At 64.8% G+C, this 20,523-nt stretch carries 23 protein-coding genes; 9 read left to right on the top strand and 14 right to left on the bottom strand.

Annotated elements, in window-relative coordinates:
• Positions 1-57: 57 nt before the first annotated feature.
• From NP_RS10835 to NP_RS10845, 3 genes are all read right to left on the bottom strand, one after another.
• Complete coding sequence (locus NP_RS10835) at positions 58-1,419, bottom strand: cytochrome-c peroxidase (RefSeq protein WP_011323899.1); 1,362 nt, start codon at positions 1,417-1,419, stop codon at positions 58-60.
• 131 nt (positions 1,420-1,550) lie between these two features.
• Positions 1,551-2,510: a fumarylacetoacetate hydrolase family protein gene (locus NP_RS10840; RefSeq protein ID WP_011323900.1), complete on the bottom strand. Its 960-nt coding sequence runs from the start codon at positions 2,508-2,510 to the stop codon at positions 1,551-1,553.
• Positions 2,507-3,304 (bottom strand): cyclase family protein, encoded by a 798-nt coding sequence (locus tag NP_RS10845; RefSeq protein WP_011323901.1) that lies wholly within the window; start codon positions 3,302-3,304, stop codon positions 2,507-2,509. Before NP_RS10845 ends, NP_RS10840 begins: the two co-directional genes overlap by 4 nt.
• A gap of 119 nt (positions 3,305-3,423) precedes the next feature.
• Here NP_RS10845 and NP_RS10850 point away from each other — a divergent pair, with 119 nt between their 5' ends.
• The gene (locus tag NP_RS10850; RefSeq protein WP_049939670.1) at positions 3,424-4,149 is read left to right on the top strand and encodes a hypothetical protein; all 726 of its coding nucleotides are present in this window, start codon (positions 3,424-3,426) and stop codon (positions 4,147-4,149) included.
• A gap of 56 nt (positions 4,150-4,205) precedes the next feature.
• Here NP_RS10850 and NP_RS10855 read toward each other — a convergent pair whose 3' ends face one another.
• From NP_RS10855 to NP_RS10865, 3 genes are all read right to left on the bottom strand, one after another.
• Complete coding sequence (locus NP_RS10855) at positions 4,206-5,294, bottom strand: hypothetical protein (RefSeq protein WP_011323903.1); 1,089 nt, start codon at positions 5,292-5,294, stop codon at positions 4,206-4,208.
• Positions 5,295-5,382: 88 nt separating this feature from the next.
• Positions 5,383-5,868, bottom strand: coding sequence for a hypothetical protein (locus tag NP_RS10860; protein ID WP_011323904.1), 486 nt, complete (start codon positions 5,866-5,868; stop codon positions 5,383-5,385).
• Positions 5,861-6,289, bottom strand: coding sequence for a CopD family protein (locus NP_RS10865; RefSeq protein ID WP_011323905.1), 429 nt, complete (start codon positions 6,287-6,289; stop codon positions 5,861-5,863). Before NP_RS10865 ends, NP_RS10860 begins: the two co-directional genes overlap by 8 nt.
• A 381-nt stretch (positions 6,290-6,670) precedes the next feature.
• Here NP_RS10865 and NP_RS14620 point away from each other — a divergent pair, with 381 nt between their 5' ends.
• Positions 6,671-6,823: a DUF7512 family protein gene (locus tag NP_RS14620; protein WP_011323906.1), complete on the top strand. Its 153-nt coding sequence runs from the start codon at positions 6,671-6,673 to the stop codon at positions 6,821-6,823.
• Here the strand turns inward: NP_RS14620 and NP_RS10870 are convergent, their stop codons facing one another.
• Positions 6,824-7,624 (bottom strand): ZIP family metal transporter, encoded by an 801-nt coding sequence (locus NP_RS10870; RefSeq protein ID WP_011323907.1) that lies wholly within the window; start codon positions 7,622-7,624, stop codon positions 6,824-6,826.
• Positions 7,625-7,725: 101 nt separating this feature from the next.
• Between NP_RS10870 and NP_RS10875 the strand changes: the two genes are divergently transcribed.
• Positions 7,726-8,130 carry a hypothetical protein gene (locus tag NP_RS10875; RefSeq protein ID WP_011323908.1) on the top strand — a complete coding sequence of 135 codons (405 nt, stop codon included), beginning with the start codon at positions 7,726-7,728 and terminating at the stop codon, positions 8,128-8,130.
• A 55-nt stretch (positions 8,131-8,185) separates the two neighbouring features.
• A complete protein-coding gene (locus NP_RS10880; RefSeq protein WP_011323909.1) occupies positions 8,186-9,775 on the top strand; it encodes a bacterio-opsin activator domain-containing protein in 1,590 nt (529 codons plus the stop codon).
• Between the two features lie 261 nt (positions 9,776-10,036).
• Here the strand turns inward: NP_RS10880 and NP_RS10885 are convergent, their stop codons facing one another.
• The 3 genes from NP_RS10885 to NP_RS10895 are packed head-to-tail and all read right to left on the bottom strand — an operon-like array spanning position 10,037 to position 12,612.
• Entirely contained in the window at positions 10,037-11,185 is a 1,149-nt protein-coding gene (locus tag NP_RS10885; RefSeq protein WP_011323911.1) for a pyridoxal phosphate-dependent aminotransferase, read from the bottom strand.
• Positions 11,182-11,598 carry a 6,7-dimethyl-8-ribityllumazine synthase gene (gene ribH / locus NP_RS10890; protein WP_049939672.1) on the bottom strand — a complete coding sequence of 139 codons (417 nt, stop codon included), beginning with the start codon at positions 11,596-11,598 and terminating at the stop codon, positions 11,182-11,184. The genes NP_RS10885 and ribH overlap by 4 nt, the downstream gene beginning before the upstream one ends.
• A 60-nt stretch (positions 11,599-11,658) precedes the next feature.
• The gene (locus NP_RS10895) at positions 11,659-12,612 is read right to left on the bottom strand and encodes an MOSC domain-containing protein (RefSeq protein WP_011323913.1); all 954 of its coding nucleotides are present in this window, start codon (positions 12,610-12,612) and stop codon (positions 11,659-11,661) included.
• Between the two features lie 88 nt (positions 12,613-12,700).
• Between NP_RS10895 and NP_RS10900 the strand changes: the two genes are divergently transcribed.
• From NP_RS10900 to NP_RS10915, 4 genes are all read left to right on the top strand, one after another.
• Positions 12,701-13,048: a DNA-binding protein gene (locus NP_RS10900; RefSeq protein WP_011323914.1), complete on the top strand. Its 348-nt coding sequence runs from the start codon at positions 12,701-12,703 to the stop codon at positions 13,046-13,048.
• A complete protein-coding gene (locus tag NP_RS10905; protein ID WP_011323915.1) occupies positions 13,048-13,641 on the top strand; it encodes an alpha hydrolase in 594 nt (197 codons plus the stop codon). The genes NP_RS10900 and NP_RS10905 overlap by 1 nt, the downstream gene beginning before the upstream one ends.
• 225 nt (positions 13,642-13,866) lie before the next feature.
• Positions 13,867-14,943, top strand: coding sequence for a putative sulfate/molybdate transporter (locus NP_RS10910; RefSeq protein WP_049939673.1), 1,077 nt, complete (start codon positions 13,867-13,869; stop codon positions 14,941-14,943).
• Positions 14,944-15,076: 133 nt separating this feature from the next.
• Positions 15,077-15,559, top strand: a complete 483-nt coding sequence (locus NP_RS10915) for a DUF7384 family protein (protein WP_011323918.1) — start codon at positions 15,077-15,079, stop codon at positions 15,557-15,559.
• 12 nt (positions 15,560-15,571) lie between these two features.
• On the opposite strand, the gene NP_RS10920 is transcribed toward NP_RS10915, so the two are convergent.
• On the bottom strand, positions 15,572-16,216 hold the full coding sequence (locus tag NP_RS10920; protein ID WP_011323919.1) for a non-canonical purine NTP pyrophosphatase: 645 nt from the start codon (positions 16,214-16,216) through the stop codon (positions 15,572-15,574).
• Positions 16,217-16,309: 93 nt separating this feature from the next.
• Here NP_RS10920 and NP_RS10925 point away from each other — a divergent pair, with 93 nt between their 5' ends.
• A complete protein-coding gene (locus NP_RS10925) occupies positions 16,310-16,702 on the top strand; it encodes a hypothetical protein (RefSeq protein WP_011323920.1) in 393 nt (130 codons plus the stop codon).
• Between the two features lie 39 nt (positions 16,703-16,741).
• Here the strand turns inward: NP_RS10925 and aceB are convergent, their stop codons facing one another.
• The 3 genes from aceB to NP_RS10940 all read right to left on the bottom strand — a co-directional run bounded on the left by aceB (position 16,742) and on the right by NP_RS10940 (position 20,507).
• Positions 16,742-18,052: a malate synthase AceB gene (gene aceB / locus NP_RS10930; protein WP_011323921.1), complete on the bottom strand. Its 1,311-nt coding sequence runs from the start codon at positions 18,050-18,052 to the stop codon at positions 16,742-16,744.
• A gap of 132 nt (positions 18,053-18,184) precedes the next feature.
• Positions 18,185-19,249, bottom strand: coding sequence for an isocitrate lyase (gene aceA, locus NP_RS10935; RefSeq protein WP_011323922.1), 1,065 nt, complete (start codon positions 19,247-19,249; stop codon positions 18,185-18,187).
• Positions 19,250-19,556: 307 nt separating this feature from the next.
• Positions 19,557-20,507, bottom strand: coding sequence for a ferritin family protein (locus tag NP_RS10940; protein ID WP_011323923.1), 951 nt, complete (start codon positions 20,505-20,507; stop codon positions 19,557-19,559).
• Positions 20,508-20,523 lie beyond the last annotated feature (16 nt).

The raw sequence follows: 20,523 nt of genomic DNA on the forward strand, positions 1-20,523 counted from the left end.
TTTGGGATAGGGGACTGATAGGCGTGTCGCTCAGTCGAAAAAGGCGGGAATGCGGCCTTACTGCTCGGTGCGGCGGTTGTAGCCGATGAGGGCCGTTGCCAGCACGAGCGCAAGCGCGAGGACGGCGGCACCGATGGTGAAGCCGGGAGTGTCCTCGACTTCCTCGTCGTCAGCGCCGTTCTCCTCGATATCGTTCTCCATGTCTTCTTCGGGCTCTTCTTCCATGTCCTCGAATTCAGTGTCAGCATCCATCGGGATCATGGATTCACCGCTCGGGTTCGGGAGCCGGGGCATCTCCTGGTCGGGGTACTCGCCCGTCAGGCTGGTGAGGAAGGCGTGGATATCCTCGACTTCCTCATCGGAGACCTCCTCGTCAAGCGAGCAGGCGGCCATCACGCGGATGGCGTCCTCAAGCGTTTCAACCTGTCCGGTGTGCATGTACGGGGCGGTGTGTTCGACGTTCCGCAGCGTCGGGACCTTGTAGAGGAACTCGTCGGCGGCGTCGTCAGTCACACCCATTCGGCCGGGGTTGTCCATCAGACCGTACTCCTCGACGTATTCCTGACACTGCTCGTTCTCGCGGAACGTCGGGTGGGGCTGGTAGACGCCCTCACCGGATTCAGGCTCTTCCCACTGGCCGCTGAACATCGGGCCGCTGTGGCAGCTCTGACAGCCAAGCTCCTGGAACGTCTCCATGCCGTCGAGCTGCTGTTCGGTCAGAGCGTCTTCGTCACCCTCGACGTACTGGTCGTATGGGCTGTTCGGCGTCACCAGCGTCCGCTCGTAGGCGGCGATGGCGTCAACGGTTCGTTCGAGCGTGATGAGGTCGTCGGGGTCGGTGCTTTCGGCCTCGTCACCGTAGACTTCCTCGTAACTCTCAACGTAACCGGGGACCGAGCGGATTCGGTCAAGGGCTGCCTCGTGGTCGGGCATCCCCATTTCGACATCAGCAACGAGCGGGCCTTCGGCCTGCTCGGCGAGCGTGTCGGCGCGACCGTCCCAGAACTGGGTGTGGTGGAACCCGGAGTTCCAGACAGTCGGTGAGGCGACCGGACCGGTCTGGCCGTGGACACCCATCGCGGTCGGGCGGCTATCGTCACCGCCCTCCATCACGTTGTGGCAGGTGTTACAGGAGATGGTCCCGGTCTCGGAGATGCGCGGGTCCAAGAAGAGCTGTTCACCGAGTTCTATCTTTTCTTCGGTGTCACCTTCCTGTCGGATATACTCGTATCCGGGGTGGGAGACCTCAGTGGGTGGCTCAACCGGCAGGTCGGTCGTCTCGTTGTCCATCTGCTGGACCTGCGAGACATCGCCGGTGTCCGATTCGACGTCGTCGGCCGCGGCGACGGCCCCGGCTCCTAACACGAGCATGAGGGCGACGCCCAGCGCGACAAACAGTTGCCGTCGTCGATTCAGCATATTCGGGGGTTCTCACTACCATTCCATAAAGGCATGTGATAAGTATCTGACGCGAACACGGTGGTCTTCCGAACATGTGCGCCGTTTATACATTCGACCCGCCCTATTCGTCATGAAAGTATACATACATTTCATCGAACAGTGTTCTCAAGCGTCCCGATGCCGTCGACGAACAGCGAAACCGTGTCGCCGGATTCGAGGAACTGGCCGAGCTCGAGGCCGCACCCCTCGCCGACGGTCCCACTACCGAGGACGTCCCCGGGATAGAGCGTCTCACTCTGTGAGACGTGGGCAACGATATCGGCAAAGGTGTGGTACATTTCGCCGGGCGTCCCCTCCGACCAGACCTCGCCGTTAACAGTCGCCCGCATTTCGGCGGTTTCGGGGTCGAAATCGTCAGCAGTGACCAGATACGGCCCGAAGGCGTTGGCGAAGTCTTTGCCCTTCGCGGGGCCGAGTCGGGCCTGCATCTCTTCGCCCTGAATGTCGCGGGCGCTGAAGTCGTTGAATATCGTGTACCCGGCGATGTATTCGTCGGCCGCTTCGGCGGGGATGTCCCGTCCCTCTTTGCCGATGACGGCTGCCAGTTCTAGCTCGTAGTCCATCAGCGAGGAGTACGCCGGCCACTCGACCGTCTCGCCGGGGGCGACGACGCTGTCGGCAGTGCTCTTGTAGTAGACCGGCATCTCGTACCAAGCGTCGGGCGGCTCCTCGCCGAGGGCGTTCCGGACGTGCTCTTCGAAGACCATGAAATCACGCAGGGAGTTCGGGCGCGGCACCGGCGCAAGCAGCGACACCTCGTCGGCATCGAACCGGAGCCGACCGCCGGTCGGGCCGCGCTCAATGGCAGCCTCGTCTGCGTACGCGACTGCTTCTTGGGCCGCCTCGCGGCTTCGGTCGCCCCGGCGGAGGAACTCGATGATATCCGGCGGCGCGTGAGCGTCGGCGATAGACACCGGGTCGGCCTCCCCATCGGCGGCGAGCGCGGCCGCATACGCACTGTGGATATCGATGAGTTCGTCGTCGTGAGGAACGCCGAGTCGACGGACGGGGCCGACCGGCGTCTCAACTTCGAAGGTGGCGAGCTTCATGCCGTCCCCTCCGGAAAGACAGCGAGCGGCCGCACCCAGCCGGCGCTGCCGTCCTCAACGACGACCGGGGCAGCGACAAGCGGCACCGCTGTCTTCCGTGGCAGCGCATCGAGGTTCGCCATCTTCTCTATCTGGCAGTACTCCCGCTCGCGGCCGGCGAGATGTGCCGGCCACAGCTCCTCGCTTTCACCGTTGGCCTCGAACCGGCGACCCATCTCAAGGAACGGTTTGTCGAACCCGTACGCGTCGGTCCCGATGACGCGTACGCCCTGTTCGACGAGCCACAGCGTCGCATCCCGTCCCATTCCGGGGAAGTCGGTCAGGTACTCGGCGGAACCCCACAGCTCGTCAGCACCGGTCTGAATGAGCACGATCTCGTCGCCGGAGAGTTCGTATCCGAGGTCCGAAAGCGCGGCTTCGAGATGCGGCACCGTAATCTCATCGCCGCCGTCGAGATGGCGAACGTCGAGAACGACGGCCTCGCCGAGACACCAATCGAGCGGCACGTCGTCGATTCGTCGGGCGGGGTCGCCGCCGCTTTCCGGTCCGTAGTGGTATGGCGCGTCCATGTGGGTGCCGGTGTGGGTAATCGCCTCGATTTCCTCCCATGCAAGTGCGGTTCCGTCGGGGAAATCGTCGGCGCTCACGTCGACGCCCATCGCCTGCAGGTTCTCAGCGAGCCACTCAGCGCCCTCCCGGTGGTCCATCCGGTCGATAGTTGCAGGGTCGGGTTCACTTGCGGCCCCGTCTTCGATGCCGATGCTCAAATCGACGATGGTCGCGTCGGCGAACATACCCTGCTCCGCGTTGGCAACCAACGTATACTTTCGGCTTGCGGTCAGCGCTCATCGACACACGTGCCGCTGTGCTAGCAGCGGAAAAGTTTAGAAACGGGTCGGTGCTAGATACCGCTGTGGAACGAGTACACGTCGTCCTCGCTGTCGTCGGCTGCCTACTGCTCGCCGGCTGTGCCGGGTTCGGCGGGACTGAGGGCGGAACCGAAACCGAGTCACCATCGGTGAACGCGACCGCGCTTGCGGCAAACACCGATGCGGTCGAGACATACTCCGTCGAGATTACCCGGACGCTCCAGTCGACAGGCGCAAACCAGACTGTCGAGGTCGACGGCGCCGTCGATAGAGAAAACGAGGCCGCACGGCTGGTACAGACGACGGAAACAGCGTTCAGAGACGAGCCGCGCCGGACGGAGCAGTACGTCCACGAGGGGACGCTCTACACCAGCAGCGACGGTGAGTGGGAACAAAGTGAACTCGAAGATTGGACCACCGTCGACCATCTCGCAAGCGCGATTCCGGGGCCGCTTGCCAGCGACGACCTGGAACCAATCCGCACTGAGACCGTCGCCGGGACCGAGACGACGATGTACGAAGCGAACATCACCCGTGGGCAGGCTGCCGACCTCGCAGGCGTCGACGGAACGGGTCACGTCCCGATGACAATCGAGGACTACGTCTACTACGTTCTGGTCGACGACGAGACGGACACGCTCTACGGGGCTGACCTCCGGCTGGAGGTTTCACAGGGCGGCGACCCCGCGTTCGTGACCATCGAGACGACAATCACCGACCGCGACGGCCCGGTCGACGTCGAACTACCCGAGGAAGCGACAGCCGACTGATGCCGTCGGGGGCGGCCCGCAAGCCCGCAGCGCAGGAAGCGTGCGTTCGATGACACCTACGGCTCGAACGCTTCGAGCCGGCGCACGCTCGGCAGCCCGTCGATTACGTCTTCGTTTCTGAGAATACGCCGTCCATCACGGCGCCGACCGTCGCCGGTTTCGGTGTCCCGGTCCCTGTACGCCGCTGCGCTGGCACCGTACTCGGTCGCGGCTTCGGCGAGCGCCTCCGCCATCCGGACGAACGTCTGATACCGGGTGTCGAATCGCCGGTCGTCGACTGGGTCGGCGGCAAGTCGTTCACTGGCGTCTTCGAAGGCCGAGGCCGCTTGGTCGAACCGCTGTTCGGCGCTCGTCCACGACCGCCGCCGGTAGAGCCGCTCGCCTCGAATCCAGTCGTCGTGTGCCTGCGTGTATGTCTCGCGGGCATCGAGCAGCCGATGGAACGCATCGCGCTCGGCGGCCAACTGGTCGGTTTTGTTTGCCAGTTCGTCCGCGGAGACGTGGTCGCTCGCGTCGGCATCGGAGGGGTCGCCGGCGTCAGTAAGGCGGTCGAAGCGCGTGTCGATGGTGGCCATCCGCTCGTCAAGCCGTCGCCACGCGACCGGACTGACGGTATCGCCTTGGTGGGCCACGACGATATCCCCGAACGACTCGAAGGCCGTGGCGACGCGTTCCTGTGTTCTGGCCATCTCAGTGAGGAGTGCACCGACGCGGCGGAGGGTGTCGACCCGAGTTCGCTGTGCGGCGGTCCCACGGTTTGCTGCGCGGGCAAACTGTTCGTTTGCCGCTTGAACGTGTCTGTAGACCGGCACCCACCGGAACCCCGTCGTCGAGGCACGGACATCGAGAAACGACTCGCTGTTGCCGGCGTCGGCGTAGGCAGAAAGCGCCTCCCGAAGCTGTTCGTCACCGCTCTGTATGCGGCTTTCCGCGAACTGCTCGGCGTCGGACGGAGGCTCGTCTTCCGGTGTCGGCTCCGGGTCATCCGGAGCGGGAGTTTCGTCGGGAGCGGGCTCGGACTCTGGCGTCTCTTCCGGGGAGGGCTCCGGCTCCGGCGTCTCTTCGGGGGCTTCCTCGGGTTGAAGCTCGCTACAGCCGGCGAGGGCAGCGGCGGCGATGGTCCCGAGATAGTAACGGCGCTTCATACGGACAACTTACCGCCGGGGGACAAGATAGTAACGGCACTTCACCCGGACAACGTACCGCCGGGAGAAAAGAAGCTATGGCCCCCGGTTACGGACGCCGACCGTCCCCGGCTTCGACACAGCCGTCGGCAACAGCACGCCCAATTCGTCCACAGGCGAGCCCGAACGCAGCAAACAGGCCGCCACTGACAGCGCCGATACTGGCACCGACGACGACGGTGCGGGCGACCACGGCCGGAGCCGGCTCGACCGGCGTTGGCGTCGGCGAGACGAACCCGACGACGAGTACCACCGTGAGATAGACGACCGCGACCCCGCCGCCGGCGGCTGCCGTCCGGGCAATTGCGAAGGGATAGCCGTCTTTCGCGTCGAGCACGTCAACAAATCCAGCGGCGACGAGTGACAGCAACCACAGGTAGCCGAACAACAGTCCCGCTGCGGCCGTCCCTATCGCTGGAAGTACGGTCGACAGCACGCCGACGAGGTGGCCGGCAAGCAGCGCGCCGACGGTGACGACCACAAGCGCAGCGGTGCCGGCCGTCCAGACGGCCAGTCTATCGGCTGGTTCAGCCACGGGCGAGCACCCCCGCGAGCAGGACCGCCGCCGTCGAAAGCCACGCTGTCGCCGCATAGAGCAGGCGGAGCCGCCGACCGCCGACAGCTCCGTTGCCCGCTCGCTGGAGCTCGATGACTGCGGCGGCCCGAACGAGGGCGAACACAGCGAGGCCGAGAACGGCTACAAATTTCGCTGTCAGCACAATACCCCGGTGACTATCCACCGGAGGGATGCCGAAGGCGACGAGATTGCCGAGGCCGGTGAAGACGACGATGCCGAGGCCACCCCAGAAGACGGCTTCGAACCACGACAGCAGACGGACCGGGAGCCGAGCGGTGCCGACGCGAAGCCCGAGCCACAGGACGGCGCTGCCACCAACGAGCAGCGAAACGGCGAGAACGTGCAACGTTCGGACGGCGGCGTACGTCGAAAGCACCATCGTCTATCCGTCCCGGCGGCGGGGCCATATACGTTCGCCATCGTTGTCGGTGCTCCACATATCGGAGCCTTCCACAGCAGAGCGGCCGTCTCCGCCGACCCACCGTCCGGGTGCTTGCGTGGCACCGCCACAGCCCGACGGTGTCCCGGCCGCGTTGCCACGCCGCGCAGGACTTTGTTACGCCGGTCTATGCCAGGACAGAGACACACCCGGCGAGGACACTATATCCGTGAATAATACGCGTATATTCCTGTCCGTTACCGGTCCAATACAGAACAGTAATATTGTTCTATACACCCAAAACCGTTATTTACCCCTGCGTGATAGCCTCCGATAGCAACACACAGATGATTCGAACACAGCGAAAACGGGGCAATGTCGATGCTTGATACAGTGCTCGCTTCGCCGGCGGTACAAGCGATTGCGGTACTGGCTCTCGTCTCAGTCGAGGCGGTCGCCCTGTATCTCGGCTACGGCGTCGTCGAAAAGCGCGCAGCGCCGGCTCTCTTCGAACGAATCGAAGCCGAGGGGTAGTCACTCCGTCAGCAGCATCACCGGGAGCATAATCGCGACGCCGACGGCGATGCCGACGAGCAGTTCACGCCGACCGTGTCCGGGAAGGTCGCTGCCGTGGTCGAGCCCTTCGGGGAAGATGTCATGGAGAACGAGGAATATCATCGCCCCGGACGCGAAGCCGAACCCGAACGGGAGGAACTCTCGGGCGGTCGTCACGAAGACGTACGCGATGCCGGCCCCTATCGGCTGCGGGATGCTGGAGAAGACCGCCCAGCCGAATATTTTCCAGTTTGCGATGCCGTAGGTGTGGAGCGGAATGGCGACGGCCAGTCCCTCGGGGATGTTCTGAATGGAGATTGCAGCGGTGATGAATATTGCAAGCCCCGGAATCGCAAGCCCGGCCAACACGAGGTCACCCTCGATGCCGAGGTCGGCGAAGGCAACGCCGAGAGCGACCCCCTCGGGGAAGCTATGGACCGTTAGAACACCGACAATAAGTACCAGTTTCCGGAAGTCCGCATCCGGGATGTCGCGGGGTTCGAACTCATAGCCCGTGATAATACGGTCGGCGACGACGACAACGACGACGCCGACGACAAGGCCGGCACCGACCTCAAAAACGGTGCCGTCCCTGAGTCCTTCGAATATGAACCCGAAAAGCGACGCAAAGAGCATGATACCACCGGCCAGTCCCCACAGAGCGACAGTGACGCGGTCACTAATCTCGTCGACAAAAAAGAACGGGAGCGTTCCGAACCCACAGACGATAGCGGTGAAGATGCCGGCGGCGAGGACAAAGAGGAGGCCTTCGAGGAGCATCCGTTGTGGGGGACTTTCGACTCCGATACCGTTGTAGTTCCGGTTCGTTGCGGGTCGGCCGAACCTGTGGACTTTTCTATCGCGAGACAAAAGAGAGGGCCATGACGGACGAAGAAGAAGGCGAAAGCGGCGAGGAGAAATCGTTCCGAGAGCGAGTCGAAGAAATCCGCCAACAGCGCGCCGAGGAAGGCGACGGCGAGGGCGACGGCGAAGGCCTGAGCCGAGAAGAGAAAATGCAGGAGATGATGGGTGGCGGCGGCGGCCCCGGTGGCATGGGCGGTGGCGGCGGCATGGGCGGCAGCCCCTTCGCGCAGATGATGGGCGGCATGATGGGTGGCGGCGGCCCCGGTGCCGGCGCTGGCGGCCCCCCCGGAATGGGCGGCAGCCCCGAGGGAGAAGGCAGCGACAACGAAGAACTCGTCCGCGAAGTCCGCAAGGTTCGCGACGAACTCCACGACATCCGCCGTGAGATGGAGCGCGTCGCCGACGCCCTAGAAGAGCGGTAGTGTTCTCGGAGCGGCGCAGCTTTTTGTAGCTCGGCGCGAAAGCGGGCGATGACCCGTGGCAGCGCCTACACTCGAACTGGACGATTCGATAGCGAGTCTGCTGGAGTCGGTCCCGGATGTCGTCTGTATCCTCGATACCGACGCCAGGCTCCGCTGGTGGAACGCACGCGTGCCCGAGGTAACCGGCTACGGCGTCGGCGCGCTCGCGGGGCGGGATGTCGGCGAACTGCTTGCCGCCGAATCCGGCGAGGTCGCCCGGCGAACGCTCGCCGATATTGACGACCATCCGCCCGACCACAGCCTCGAAGTCGACATTCTCACTCGGGACGGCAGACAGCTTCCGTACGAGTTCAACGGCGGCCTCGTCGATATCGGCGGCGAGCAGTTCGTCGTCACTATCGGCCGGAACATCACCGCCAGACGGAACCGGCAGGCCGCTATCCGGAGACAGCACGACGAGCTCGACACGCTCCACCGAATCAGTCAGTCAGTCCATCGGGCGATTAGTGCCGTCGCCGAGGCGGCCGACAGAGCCGAAATCGAACAGGCCGTCTGCGACCGTCTCACCGCCTCCGAACTGTATCGAGCGGCGTGGGTCGGGCGCAGCGGCCCCGGAAAGACGATGACACCGACGGCAGGGACCGGCTCGGTTGACGGATTGTTGTCGGAGGTCGAACGGCTCAACGCGCTCGACTGGGAGGGTCCAGCGGTCGTGGCTGTCGAAACCGGCGAGATACAGGTCGTCCAGCAGATTGCAGAGTCTGATTTCCCCGAGGAAGTAAAGCAGGCAGCTGACGGACGTGACATCGCTTCCGGCGCATCGGTTCCCCTCGTGCACCAAGACTCCGTCGTCGGCGTGCTCTCTGTGTACTCGTCTCGACCGACCGCCTTTACCGACCGCGAGCAGGCCGCGCTGCGCCGGCTGGGCGAGGTTGTCGGCTTCGCGGTCACCGCGCTACGAATGCGACGGATGTTGCTGGCCGAGACGACGACGGAGCTTACCTTCCGTATCACGGGGCGGGAGGCGTTTCTGGCGACGATTTCCGCGAAAACCGGCGGCCGTTGTGAACACGAATGGTCCGCAGCCGACGGCGACGGCGAGTACCGGCACTACTTCACGATGGCGGATGCCGACCCGGAGACCGTCGGCGAAATCGCTGCCGAGACGGACAACGTCACCGAAGCCACCCGTGTCGGCAGCGACGGCGACGCCGACATCTTCGAGGTCCGCTTCCGTGAGTCACTCGTCGAGCAGTTCTTCGACGCCGGAGCCGTCCCGACGGCCGTTGTCTCTGAGGCGGGCGAAACGACCGTCGTCGCCGAACTCCCGAGCAGGGAGAACCCACGGCCGCTCGTTGATGCGGCCGACGACATCTACGGCGCCGACCTCGTCTCGAAGCGTGAACTCGACCGGCCACCGCGGACGGAAGACGAGTTCCGAACCGCCGTCGACGAACGCCTCACCGACAGCCAGCGGACCGCACTCCGGCATGCCCACCTCAGGGGCTACTTCTCGTGGCCACGCGAGCAGACCGCCGAGGAAATCGCCGAGGCGATGGACCGCAGTTCAGCGACGTTCCACTACCACATCCGTCGAGCACAGCGGGCGCTCGTCGAGGCGTACTTCCGTCATCTAGACACCTAGAGGGACGTTTCATACCCCTCCGCTCCAGAAAGACAAGCGAAGGCCTTGCGATGCGCTGCCGCCCGGCCGGGGACTCCCCGGTCAGCAGGGCCTTCGTGCCGACGGCGCCTCGCGTGGCGTGGGGGCCATCCGTCGCCGACCGGCTCGCAGCACGGGGTTGGGGATGCACCTCGTTTCGTTTCTCCCGCCGCCGAACGATGGCGGCCGGGCGTATTTACAGAAATACAAGGAGAATGCCACGGGGCTTGACCCCGAGGCAGTTCACAGGTAGCCAGCGTCGACGAGGCGCTCAACACCGGTCTTGAGCCGCTCTTCGCTGGCCGCATAGGAGAGTCGCGCGTAGCCGGGCGTCCCGAAGGCGCTGCCCGGAACTGTCGCCACGTGGGCGTCCTCGAGCGCGCCCTCACACCACGCTTGGTCGTCGTCGTCGACCGGCAGCATCATGTAGAACGCGCCGTCCGGGAAGGGAACCTCCTTGCCGTGGTCGGCAAACAGGTCGATAAGCATGTCGCGCCGGGCCTCGAAGGCGTCCCGCATCTCGTCGACGGCGTCGTCGGTGTTGCGGAGCGCCTCGACGCCGGCGTGCTGGACGAAGTTGGCCGCACTCGAAACCGAGTGGGAGTGCAGCTTGCCGGCCTGTTCGACGAGCGGTTCGGGCGCTGCGAGATAGCCGAGCCGCCAGCCGGTCATCGAATAGGCCTTCGAGAAGCCGTTTATCGTCACCGTGCGGTCGGCCATCCCCTCGAGGCTGCCGAGCGAGGTTTGCTCGGTATCGTAGGTGATGGCGTCGTAAATCTCGTCGGAGATGACGGTGATGTCGTGGTCGACCGCGAGGTCGCGAACGCCTTCGAGAGCGGCATCGGAGAAGACAGCCCCCGAGGGGTTCGACGGCGAGTTGATAACGAGCAGTTCGGTCTCGTCGGAGACGGTTGCGGCGAGGTCCTCAAGCGCCGGTTCGAGCTGGAACGACGACCCCGAGAGGTCGACACGCGAGAGGTCACCGCCGGCCATCTTCGCCATCGCCTCGTAGCTCACCCACGCGGGGTCGAGCAAAACGACCTCGTCGCCGTCCTCGACGAGCGCCTGGAACGTCTCATAGAGGGCCTGCTTGGCGCCGGGGGTGACGATAACCTCGTCGGTCGAGTAGTCAAGCCCGTCGGCGTCGAGTTTGTCCGCGATGGCTTCCTTGAGTTTCGGGATGCCGTTCGACGGCGGATACCCGGTATGGCCGGCGTCGAGGGCATCTTTACCGGCCTCGACGATGTTCTCCGGCGTCGGGAAGTCGGGTTCGCCGACCGACAGGTCGACGACATCGACACCGTCGGCCTCCAGTTCCGATGCGAGGTTGCTGATAGCGAGCGTCGCGCTCGGTTCGACCCGCTCGAGGCGGGCTGTGAAATCCATTGTCATTGTCCTTCGAGTTCCTCCGCGAGTGAAATAGCGCTACGGACGGCGGTCCCACCGTGTTCAATCCGCTCTTCGGCCTCGGCGTGGCTCATGCCGGGGCCGGTGATGCCGAAGGTGACCGGCGTATCGCGGTCCAATGAGACGTCGGTCAGTCCCTGGGCGGCCGCGTCGGCGATAACCTGGTCGTGGTTCGTGTCACCGGTGACGATGGCACCGAGCACCGCGACCGCGTCGATGTCGTCGCGTCGGGCGAGGCGGTCGGCCGCAAGCGGCGTGTCGTACGAGCCCGGCACCTCGATGGTCTCGACGATTTCGGCGTCGGCGTCAGCGGCGGCCTCGCGTGCACGATCTTCCATCTCGTGGGTTATCGGCCGCTCCTTGTTGAACTGTGCGACCACCAGTCCGAGCGCTACCATACTCATCGGTGGGCAACGGCCGCTAAAAGGCTTGCCGATACCCGACAACCGGACAACTCCTCACGGGGCAACGGGGCGGTCGCCGAGTATCTCGACAGCATCACCGACCCTGATGTCACATCCAGCCGACTCCTCCGGGACGCGGGTGTTGACCATCAGCCGGAACGGGTGGTCGAAGCGGTCGCAGTCGGTCCACGGCGGGAGCGTCTCCCGACGGCGGCCGATGAATGTCTCCCGGAACCCCGCTGTCTCCTCACCGGTGTCGGGGTCGCGGCTCGGGACCACACACCGCTGGCAGGGATGATACCCCTCAATGGTTGCCTCGCCGACGCGGACGGCGACAGCACGACCCTCGTCGGTGAACAGTCTGTCCTCCCAGAACGGCGGGACGCCGCCGATTTCGAGGTTCGCCCGGAACCGGCGGCGTGCGGACTCGACGGTGATGTCGAACCACGCGGCGACCTCCCGCAGCGTCGCCGTCGAGACGACGGTCGGGCCGTGGAAGGTCCGGTCGTCGTGCTGGCCCCCGCCATCCCAACGGACGCTGACGGGCCGGTCGAAATACGACGACAGCCACGCGTCGAGGTCGGCATGGCACTCCGTCTGGGCGTCGCCGCCCGCCCGGTTGCCGCCCGTCCGGCCATCGTAGAGCCGAAAGCGGCGGGCGTCCGACACTGGGTCGTCGTGACGGCGCAGCGTCACTGCGGGGCCGCCATCCTCTCGCGAATGAAACGTCGAGCGGAGCCGATGGACAGCGGCGGTCTTCTTGCCGTTGACGTAGTCGCCGCTGCCGCCGACATCGGCCGCCGTGGGGTCGTATGGAGCTTCCGGCGGCCGGTCGAGAATCGCCCACTCGCGGTCGCCGAAAAGCGCGCCGGAAGGGACAAGCCGAGCCGTCTCCGGATACTCGGCGTCAAGGGACTTCACGGGAAACCGGGCGATGGTCTGGAGGTGCGGGTCGGCCGCGGCCGGCGAGACAACCGGGTGGTCAGCGGCGAGGGCGTCAGCGTTCATAAATGAGGGGAGTTACCATTCGACGGAAAAGGCTGCGGTTCGGCCGTGGAGCTAACCATTTTTCATCCCGCAACGATAACGGACGTGTATGAGCGGCGAACCCACTGACGAAGACCTCGAAGAGCTTCGCAAGAAAAAGATGGAACAGCTCAAAGAGCAGGGCGGCGAGGGCCAATCAGAGGCCGCAGAAGCCCAGCGGCAACAGGCCGAGGCCCAAAAGAAGGCCATCCTGCGAAAGACGCTGACCGACGGCGCGCGCAAGCGGCTCAACACTGTGCAGATGTCGAAGCCGCAGTTCGGCGAGAAGGTCGAACAGCAGATTGTCGCCCTCGCACAGAGCGGGCGCATCCAGGGGAAGATAGACGAAGAAAAGATGAAAGAGCTGCTCCAGGAGATGAAGCCTGACTCACAGAGCTTCGATATCAAGCGTCGCTGATGGCGTGTGGGCTGTTGTTCAGCGCCGGCAAGGATTCCTCGCTTGCGGCGCTGCTTCTCGAGCGGTTCTATGACGTGACGCTTGTGACCGCTCACTTCGGGACGACGGACGACTGGCGGCACGCCCGCGACGCCGCGGCCGAACTCGGCTTCGAGTTCGAGACGCTCGAACTCGACGCGGCGGTCGCCGAAGAGGCCGTCGAGCGGATGCGCAACGAGGGGTTCCCGCGGCCGGGCATCCAGCAGGTCCACGAGGCAGCGCTGGAGGCCGCCGCTGCCGAGTACGATGTCGTCGCCGACGGAACCCGTCGCGACGACCGTGTACCGACCGTCTCGCGGGCGTTCGCACAGAGCCTCGAAGACCGGCACGGAATCGAGTACGTCGCACCGCTTTCCGGCTTCGGCCGCGGTGCGGTCGACGACCTCGTCGAGACGTATCTCGAGGTCGAACAGGGGCCCAGCGAAACGGTCCCGAAGGGCGATTACGAGGCAGAGCTGCGGGCGCTCATCCGCGAGCGCTGGGGAGCAAGCGCTATCGACGACATCTTCCCGGACCACGAGCAGACGCGGGTCCGCGGCCGGGCTGACGGGTAGCGGCGGCCCGGATGAAACAGGGGCGCACGGTGGGGAGGATGGGGAATGAAATTGCCGTCAGGTCGTGCGCCCACCGTACGTTCACGGCCCGCTGGCATATAAAAACGCGTCAGACGGGACGGCTGCGTGTATCTGGGATGAAACCAAAGATAGTTACACTGCCGTAGCGGGAAATGGAAGGTAGTTTCTGAAAACGCCTTTGTGTATCGCCTTCTTGCATTGTTTGTGCCACCAGAGGCGGCATTTCGAACTGGTCGTGGCTTCAGCTTTGACGCCGGAGAGGTTACAGGCGCGATAGGGGATTCAGTTACGGTCCTGCCCCTCGTCGTTGCGCTCGGACTCCTGACGCCGGCATCACTGCCACATCTGCTTGCCGGGTTCGGCGTCTTCCAAGTCATTTGGGGCCTCTACTACGGCGTTCCGCTCTCGGTCGAGCCGATGAAAGCGCTGGCCGGACTGGCGATTGCGGGGACGCTCTCTCACGGTGGCTTAGTCGCGGCGGGGCTTGTGGCCGGCGGTGTGTTGCTCGTTGCGGGGCGGACGGGGTCGCTCTCGTGGATACAGCAGTTCGTTGGCGAGCCGGTCGTCAGGGGCGTCCAGTTCGCCGTCGCCTGTCTGCTTGTTGTCGCCGCTGTCGACCTCGTCGCCGGGTCGGTTGGCATTGCCGCTGCGGGCGCTGGGCTGGCGCTTGTGGTTGCGCTCGTCTCCCGAAACGCCGTAGCGCTGGTCGTTCTTGCGGTCGGGGCGGTGTGGGCGGCGACAGCGGGCGGCATTCCAGCCCCGGCTGCGCCGTCGCTGGAGCTGTTTCCGGCGGGCGGACCGACGCTTTCGGTCGGTGCAATCGAGGGCCTTCTCGCGCAACTGGCGATGACGGTCGGCAACGCGGCCGTCGCGACCTCGCTTTTGCTTTCGGACCTCTATGACGCCGAGATATCGCCCGACCGGCTGGCCGACAGCATGGGCGCGATGAACCTCGCGGCCGTCCCGCTCGGGGCGGTGCCGATGTGTCACGGGTCCGGGGGCCTCGCCGGAAAGCACGCCTTCGGCGCGCGGACGGGGACCGCAAACCTCGTCGCCGGCGGCTTCTATGCCGGGCTTGCGCTTGTCGCCGGGCTGCTCGCCGCGTTCCCGATGGCGCTTTTGGGCGTGCTGCTCGTCGTCGTCGCCGCGTCGCTTTCGCGGGTCGCCTTCACCAAGACCGACCGGCGACTCTTTGTCGCCGGCGTCGGGGGGCTTGCAGTAGTCACGAACGTCGCCGTCGCCTTCGTCGCCGCAACCCTGTGGTGGCAGCTCCGCGGGTGACTGTCAGACGGGGCTATCCTTTTGTGTGCGCGGCGGCCACCGACAGCCATGACGTGGGCCGACCTCTTCGAGCGCGCCGACCAGTACGATGTCTCGACCGACGCGGTGACGAACGCACTGGACGCCCGGCGAAATGATAACTGACGGCCATGAGCCGGACCCGACGCGACTCGTCGCCGATGCCGACGTGCTGGCGGCGGACCTGCTGGTCGGCGGGCCGGCACGGGCAGCCCTGGATGAGTGGCGGCGACACTCGTGGCTCGACCTCGTCGTGACTGCGCCGCTGTGTGCCGATGCCGCGGCCGTTATCGAGTCGCTTGCCGATGAGACGCTGGCTGCCGACTGGCGTGGGCGGCTCGAACAGGAGGCGGTCGTCGTCGACCAGCCGGCCGGCGACCACCCGGCGCTTGCGGCCGCATACCGGGGCGACGGAGCGCATATTCTCTCCTTGGACGAGCGGCTCCAATCAGCCGAGGCCGGGGCGAATCTCCGCGGCATGATGTCGGTCAGCGTCCGCTCGCCGGACGCCTTCGCGACTGTCTTCGACGCGGCGGTCGTCTACGAGTCGACGTTCGACGAGCCGTATCCGGGGGCCGACCGCGACCCGCGAGCCTAGTCCGACGGCTGCCTACCGCCCGGCGTACCACTCGGCGAACGTCGATAGCGCCCGGCCGCGGTGAGAGACGGCGTTTTTCTCTTCCGGCGTCATCTCCGCGAAGGTCGTCCCGTCGTGTTCGAAAATCGGGTCGTAGCCGAAACCACCGTCGCCCCGCGGCTCCACGATATGGCCCGGGACGGCGGCAGGAAAGAGCTTCACCGGCAGTTCCTCGCCGGCCACCGTCTCGTCGGTCGCCGCCGTCGCCCGCTCGTCGGCATCGATATCGGTCCCGCGTCGGTCGTCAGTGTCGACCGGCTCCGGCGATGCCTCGAAGGAGTCGCCGTCACAGTAGGCGATGACACACCGGAACTTCGCCTGCGTCGCCTCTTCCCGGCGGGCGAGCCGGCCGACACACTCGACGCCGAGCGTGTTCTCGACGTACGCCGAGTAGGGGCCGGGGAAGCCGTCGAATCCCTCCAGATAGAGACCAGCGTCGTCAACGATGACCGGCTCGCCGACGTGCCGGTAGGCCTTTCGCGCGCCGTCGGCCGCGACCGCCTCCAGCGAGTCGGCCTGTATCTCCTGATAGTCGTATTCGAAGGCCGCCACATCGTCGTCGAGGTAGGCCTCTGCCTCCCGAACCTTCCCGTCGTTCGTCGTCACGTATCGGAGCATGGGCGGCGGTTGGCCGGCGGGGCGAAAAGACCCACCGGTACTCGATGGCCGGGACCCGGAGGCTTATTCGAGCGACGTGTGTACATAACCACCATGGCAGACGACGACGGCGTCAGGGCGCTGCTTCTCGACCACTCCGACCAGCAGGCAGTTCGCAACGTCTTCGAGGCATACACCGGGACAGGGTCGGCGACGCTGACCGACTACGTCACGGCGATGCGGGCGACGGGTGGCGACCTCGCGGTTGTCGCCAGCGACGGCGCGGCGGATATCTACGCCTGCTGGAACGGGAGCGGCGGCCGGTACGAACATCTCACCGTCTGGCCGCCATGGTCTATCGGCGGCTACGACCACGCCGACAGGGCGGGGCTCGAATCGGTGCTCGATGCTACCGACGACCTCCGGGTGATTCCGCATTCGGAGACGCCGTTCGCCGAGCCGGGGACGCTCGGGTCGCTTTCTCACCGGACAGAGCTGCAGCCGTAGCTCGGCGGGCAGCCTAAGAAAAAACGAACGTCGGGGGCGTTAGTTGCCGACTTCGATGGCGCGCTCGACGACGTCCTCGCTGTAGAGGTCCGCGAGGTCGTCGTGCTGGTCCGGACGGTTCTCGTAGACGTCCTGGAACAGCTTGACGGGCGTCATCAGAGCCTGGTAGGTCGCCTCGTCCCACATGCGGTCGCTGGAGACGTCGACCTGAACGCCGTCGATTTCGATGGTGGCCGCGCGGGTCATCGCGATGGCACCCTTGCCGGCCTCCTTTGCGGCCTCGAACTCCTCCATGGAGTCGACGATATCGTCCATGCTGGGGACGTAATCGACGAGGTCAAGCAGTTCGTCGGCGAGTTCCTCCTCGGACTCACAGAAGATTTCGGTGCTACCGACTTCGAGTTCGTAGCCGCCGTCTTCTTCTTCAAGCTCGATGCGGTCGCCGCTGTAGACCTCGACGCCGTCTTCGCTTTCGAGTTCGACCTCGCGGCCGTCGGCGTCGATGAGCCAGTAGCCCGTTGCCGGCGGGAGCGGGCTCTTGTTGGCCTCGACGACCTGCCCGGGCGTCAAAGACCAGATGCCGAGCATCCCCATCGCGTTGTTGGCGGTGATGCGGTCGTGGTAGCCCTCGACGTCGCGGATGTCGTCGTAGGGACCGTCCACGGAGATGAGGCCGGCAGCGCTGGCTGCGCGGGACGTGTTGTGGCGGAGCTCCTTCCACTCGGGGAGGCCACCGGTCGGCGTGATGGCGCGCATATCCTTCGTGTAGTCGACCTCGCCGTCGACGAGCAGGAAGAGCCGTTCGAGGTTGTTGTCAGCCTTGCCCATCTCCTCGCGGAGCTTGCCCATCGCGAGTTCGGCGGAGCCGGACTCGATGATGACGGACATGGCAATCGAGCCCTCTTCGAGGCCGTACTCGTTTTCGACGATGGTGATGAACTCGTCGGCCTTCTTCCAGTCGTCGATGTCGCCGACTTCAGGGATGACAAAGCCGTCGATGTGCTCGATAGCGCCGTTTTCGGGGTCGGCGATTTCGAGCATGTGCTGGAAGCCCTGATAGCGGGTCTCGGGGCTGTCGCGGTGCCAGACGACGCGCGGGTGAATCTCGCCGGGGAAGTCGGCGCCGCTCTCGGCGACGACCTCGGCGATGTTCTCGGCACCCTCATCGCGCATGTTCGGGGCGGTGGCGTCTTCGTTGTCCGGGACCCACACGTCGGGGGCCTGCATGCCGCGGAGTTCGATGGCGCTACGAAGCTTCTTGGCGGAGTCTTCGACGCCCTTCTCGGCGGTCGGGGTCGTGAAGAACGTCCGCACGAACGTTCGGTCGTGGGTTCGCTTGTCGAGAGTCATCTCGGTCACCAGAACCGTCGAGTCGACCATTATTAAAAGTGGCCGATTCGGCATTACGGTCGGAACGGGCCGTTTTCACGTAGTAACCACTACTGACCGCGAAGAAAGAAAGGACGTAATCGGGATGCCGGGTTAGTTGCCGTCGGAGGTGAGCGGGTCCGACTCTTCCTCGGTGAAGCCGGCGGATTTTTCCATCCGCTCTTTGGCTTCGGGGTCGAACTGCGCCTCGATGTCCTGGAAGCGCGAGACGAACGAAAGCTCGTGGTGGCTCTCGGTCTCGTGGCCCAGGTAGCGGCCTTCGAGGTCCCACTGCGCTTCCTCGTCGTTCTGCTCGATGTTCTTCATGTCCTCGTAGACGGCGTGTGCGCCGGAGTGCAGGGCGTACAGCGTGATGAAGATGTACTGGTAGCCGAGGTCGCCGAGTTCCTGGAACGTCAGGGCGTCTTCTTCCTCGGACCACGCGAAGGAGCTGGAGTAGTTGAAGGCGAGGTCCAGCTCGGGGTGGGTCTCGTGGATGGTTTCGGCGTACTCGACGGCGTCCTCGCGGGACGGGTCGGGCATCTCGGGCCAGACCAGGTCGACGCCGGCGTCGGCGTAGATGCGGCCGCGCTCGAGGTGTTCTTCCCAGTCACCGTTGGCGGAGCCGTAGGCGTCCGTCCGGGCGATGATGATGGTGTCCTCGGACTGCTTGGCGTCGACGGCCGCGCTGAAGCGGGCCTCGGCGTCCTCGCGGGAGATGATCTTCTTGCCGGCGATGTGACCGCAGCGCTTGGGCGTCGTCTGGTCCTCGATGTGGACCGCAGCGACGCCGGCCTTCTCGTATTCGCGGACGGCACGGCGGACGTTGTGGATGCCACCGTAGCCAGTGTCACAGTCGGCGACGACCGGCAGGTTCGTCGCTTCGACGATGCGCTTTGCGTTCTCGACCATCTCGGTCATCGTGACCATCTCGAGGTCCGGGAAGCCGAACTGGCCAAGGACCGTCGAGTAGCCCGACATGTACGCGGCGTCCAGACCGGCCATCTCGGCCAGTCGGGCGTCGAGGGCGTGGTAGAGGCCCGGCGCGAAGGTGAAGTCCTGCTCCTCGAACTTCTCTCGAAGCTCGCGGGCGGCAGGGTTGTCAACGTCTCGAACAATCGATTCCGTGTTCTGGACGCGGCTCGCAACCTCGTCCGTTCCGTCGTTGTCGTGTGCCATAGTTAATTCGTAGTAGGGTCGGCCCCGAACGCCGAAGCGTCCGAGAAACCGGTGGTCGTTCCTGAGTGCCCCAGCGCGGCGCGGACGGCCCCCATCGCGGCGGCCACCAAACAGTTCGGCCCGCACCGTCGCTGCGAATCACTCATCGTGTGCACTTGACCGGAACGCCGACTGGTACAAAACCCTTATGATTTTTAATGTTAATACTCGATAAACAGTATTGAGTATATAATGGATTGTGATTGACTAGCGACCGTCTTTGTGTACCACAGGTAACGCAACAGCCGTTAATCGGTGGTAGCAGGCGTCAATCCGCCGCTGTCGAGTCTTCCGACAGCGTGACGAGCGTCTCGACATCCGGAATCGATGCATCGGCGTCGGTGATGACCTCGATACGCCGGGTGAGTTTCTCGCTTGCGTACTCGACGAGCGGTTCGGGGTCGGTTACCTCGTCGGTCGCGCTCACCGTCTCCGCGACGAGCGGCAGCAGTTCCTGCAGCGTCTCCCGGACGACAGACTCGTCGACGCCATCCTCGGCGAGATGTGATTGGACTTTCTGCATCCCGAAGCCGACATGGCGGCCTTCGTCGCTCCGAATGAACGAGATGCCCTTCACTAACCCCTCCAGATGCGGCATGCCGTCTTCCCGAAGGGCCTCGCTGCCGCGAGGGGACATAGAGGAGACGATGCCCCAGTAGCCGGTCTGGGCGAGCACCGACTCAACAGTGAGATGGTAGTGACAGTAGGCCCGCACGCGGTTCGTCGGGGTATCTTCGCCCGGTTCCAGAAGCCGCTCCATGGCTGCCTCGGTCCGGTCGAAGAGGTCGACGTAGCCATCGACGAAGAACCGCTGGTCGGTGGGCGCTCGCCGCTCGAAGCCGCGGGCGTCGGCGACCGGGTGGATGACCTCCCGCCAGTACCGGTCGAAAAACTGGGTGTGTTTCGCCTCCTCGTATATCTGTGAGGAGACGAACATCTGGTCGTTGATATCATCCACAACAAGCATGAGCGGCGCGAGGTCTTCGGTGACCGCTTCCTCGCCGGCTCCGAACAGCGCCAGCGTCCGCATCAGGTCCTCGAACTCGGTTTCGCCGAACTCATCGGCGTCGATGAGCCGCTTGCGGTCCTGTTCGATGAGTGCTTTCTCGATGTCCTCGTACGGGTCCCAGTGATTGTAGACGGCGTGTTTGAAATAGCCCCCAGCGACGCTGTCAGGGTCGATGCGCATCTCCCGGCTGTCATCCCGTATCTGTGTCATACGTGTTCGTATGCCG

The sequence above is a fragment of the Natronomonas pharaonis DSM 2160 genome (assembly GCF_000026045.1).
Taxonomy (GTDB): domain Archaea; phylum Halobacteriota; class Halobacteria; order Halobacteriales; family Haloarculaceae; genus Natronomonas; species Natronomonas pharaonis.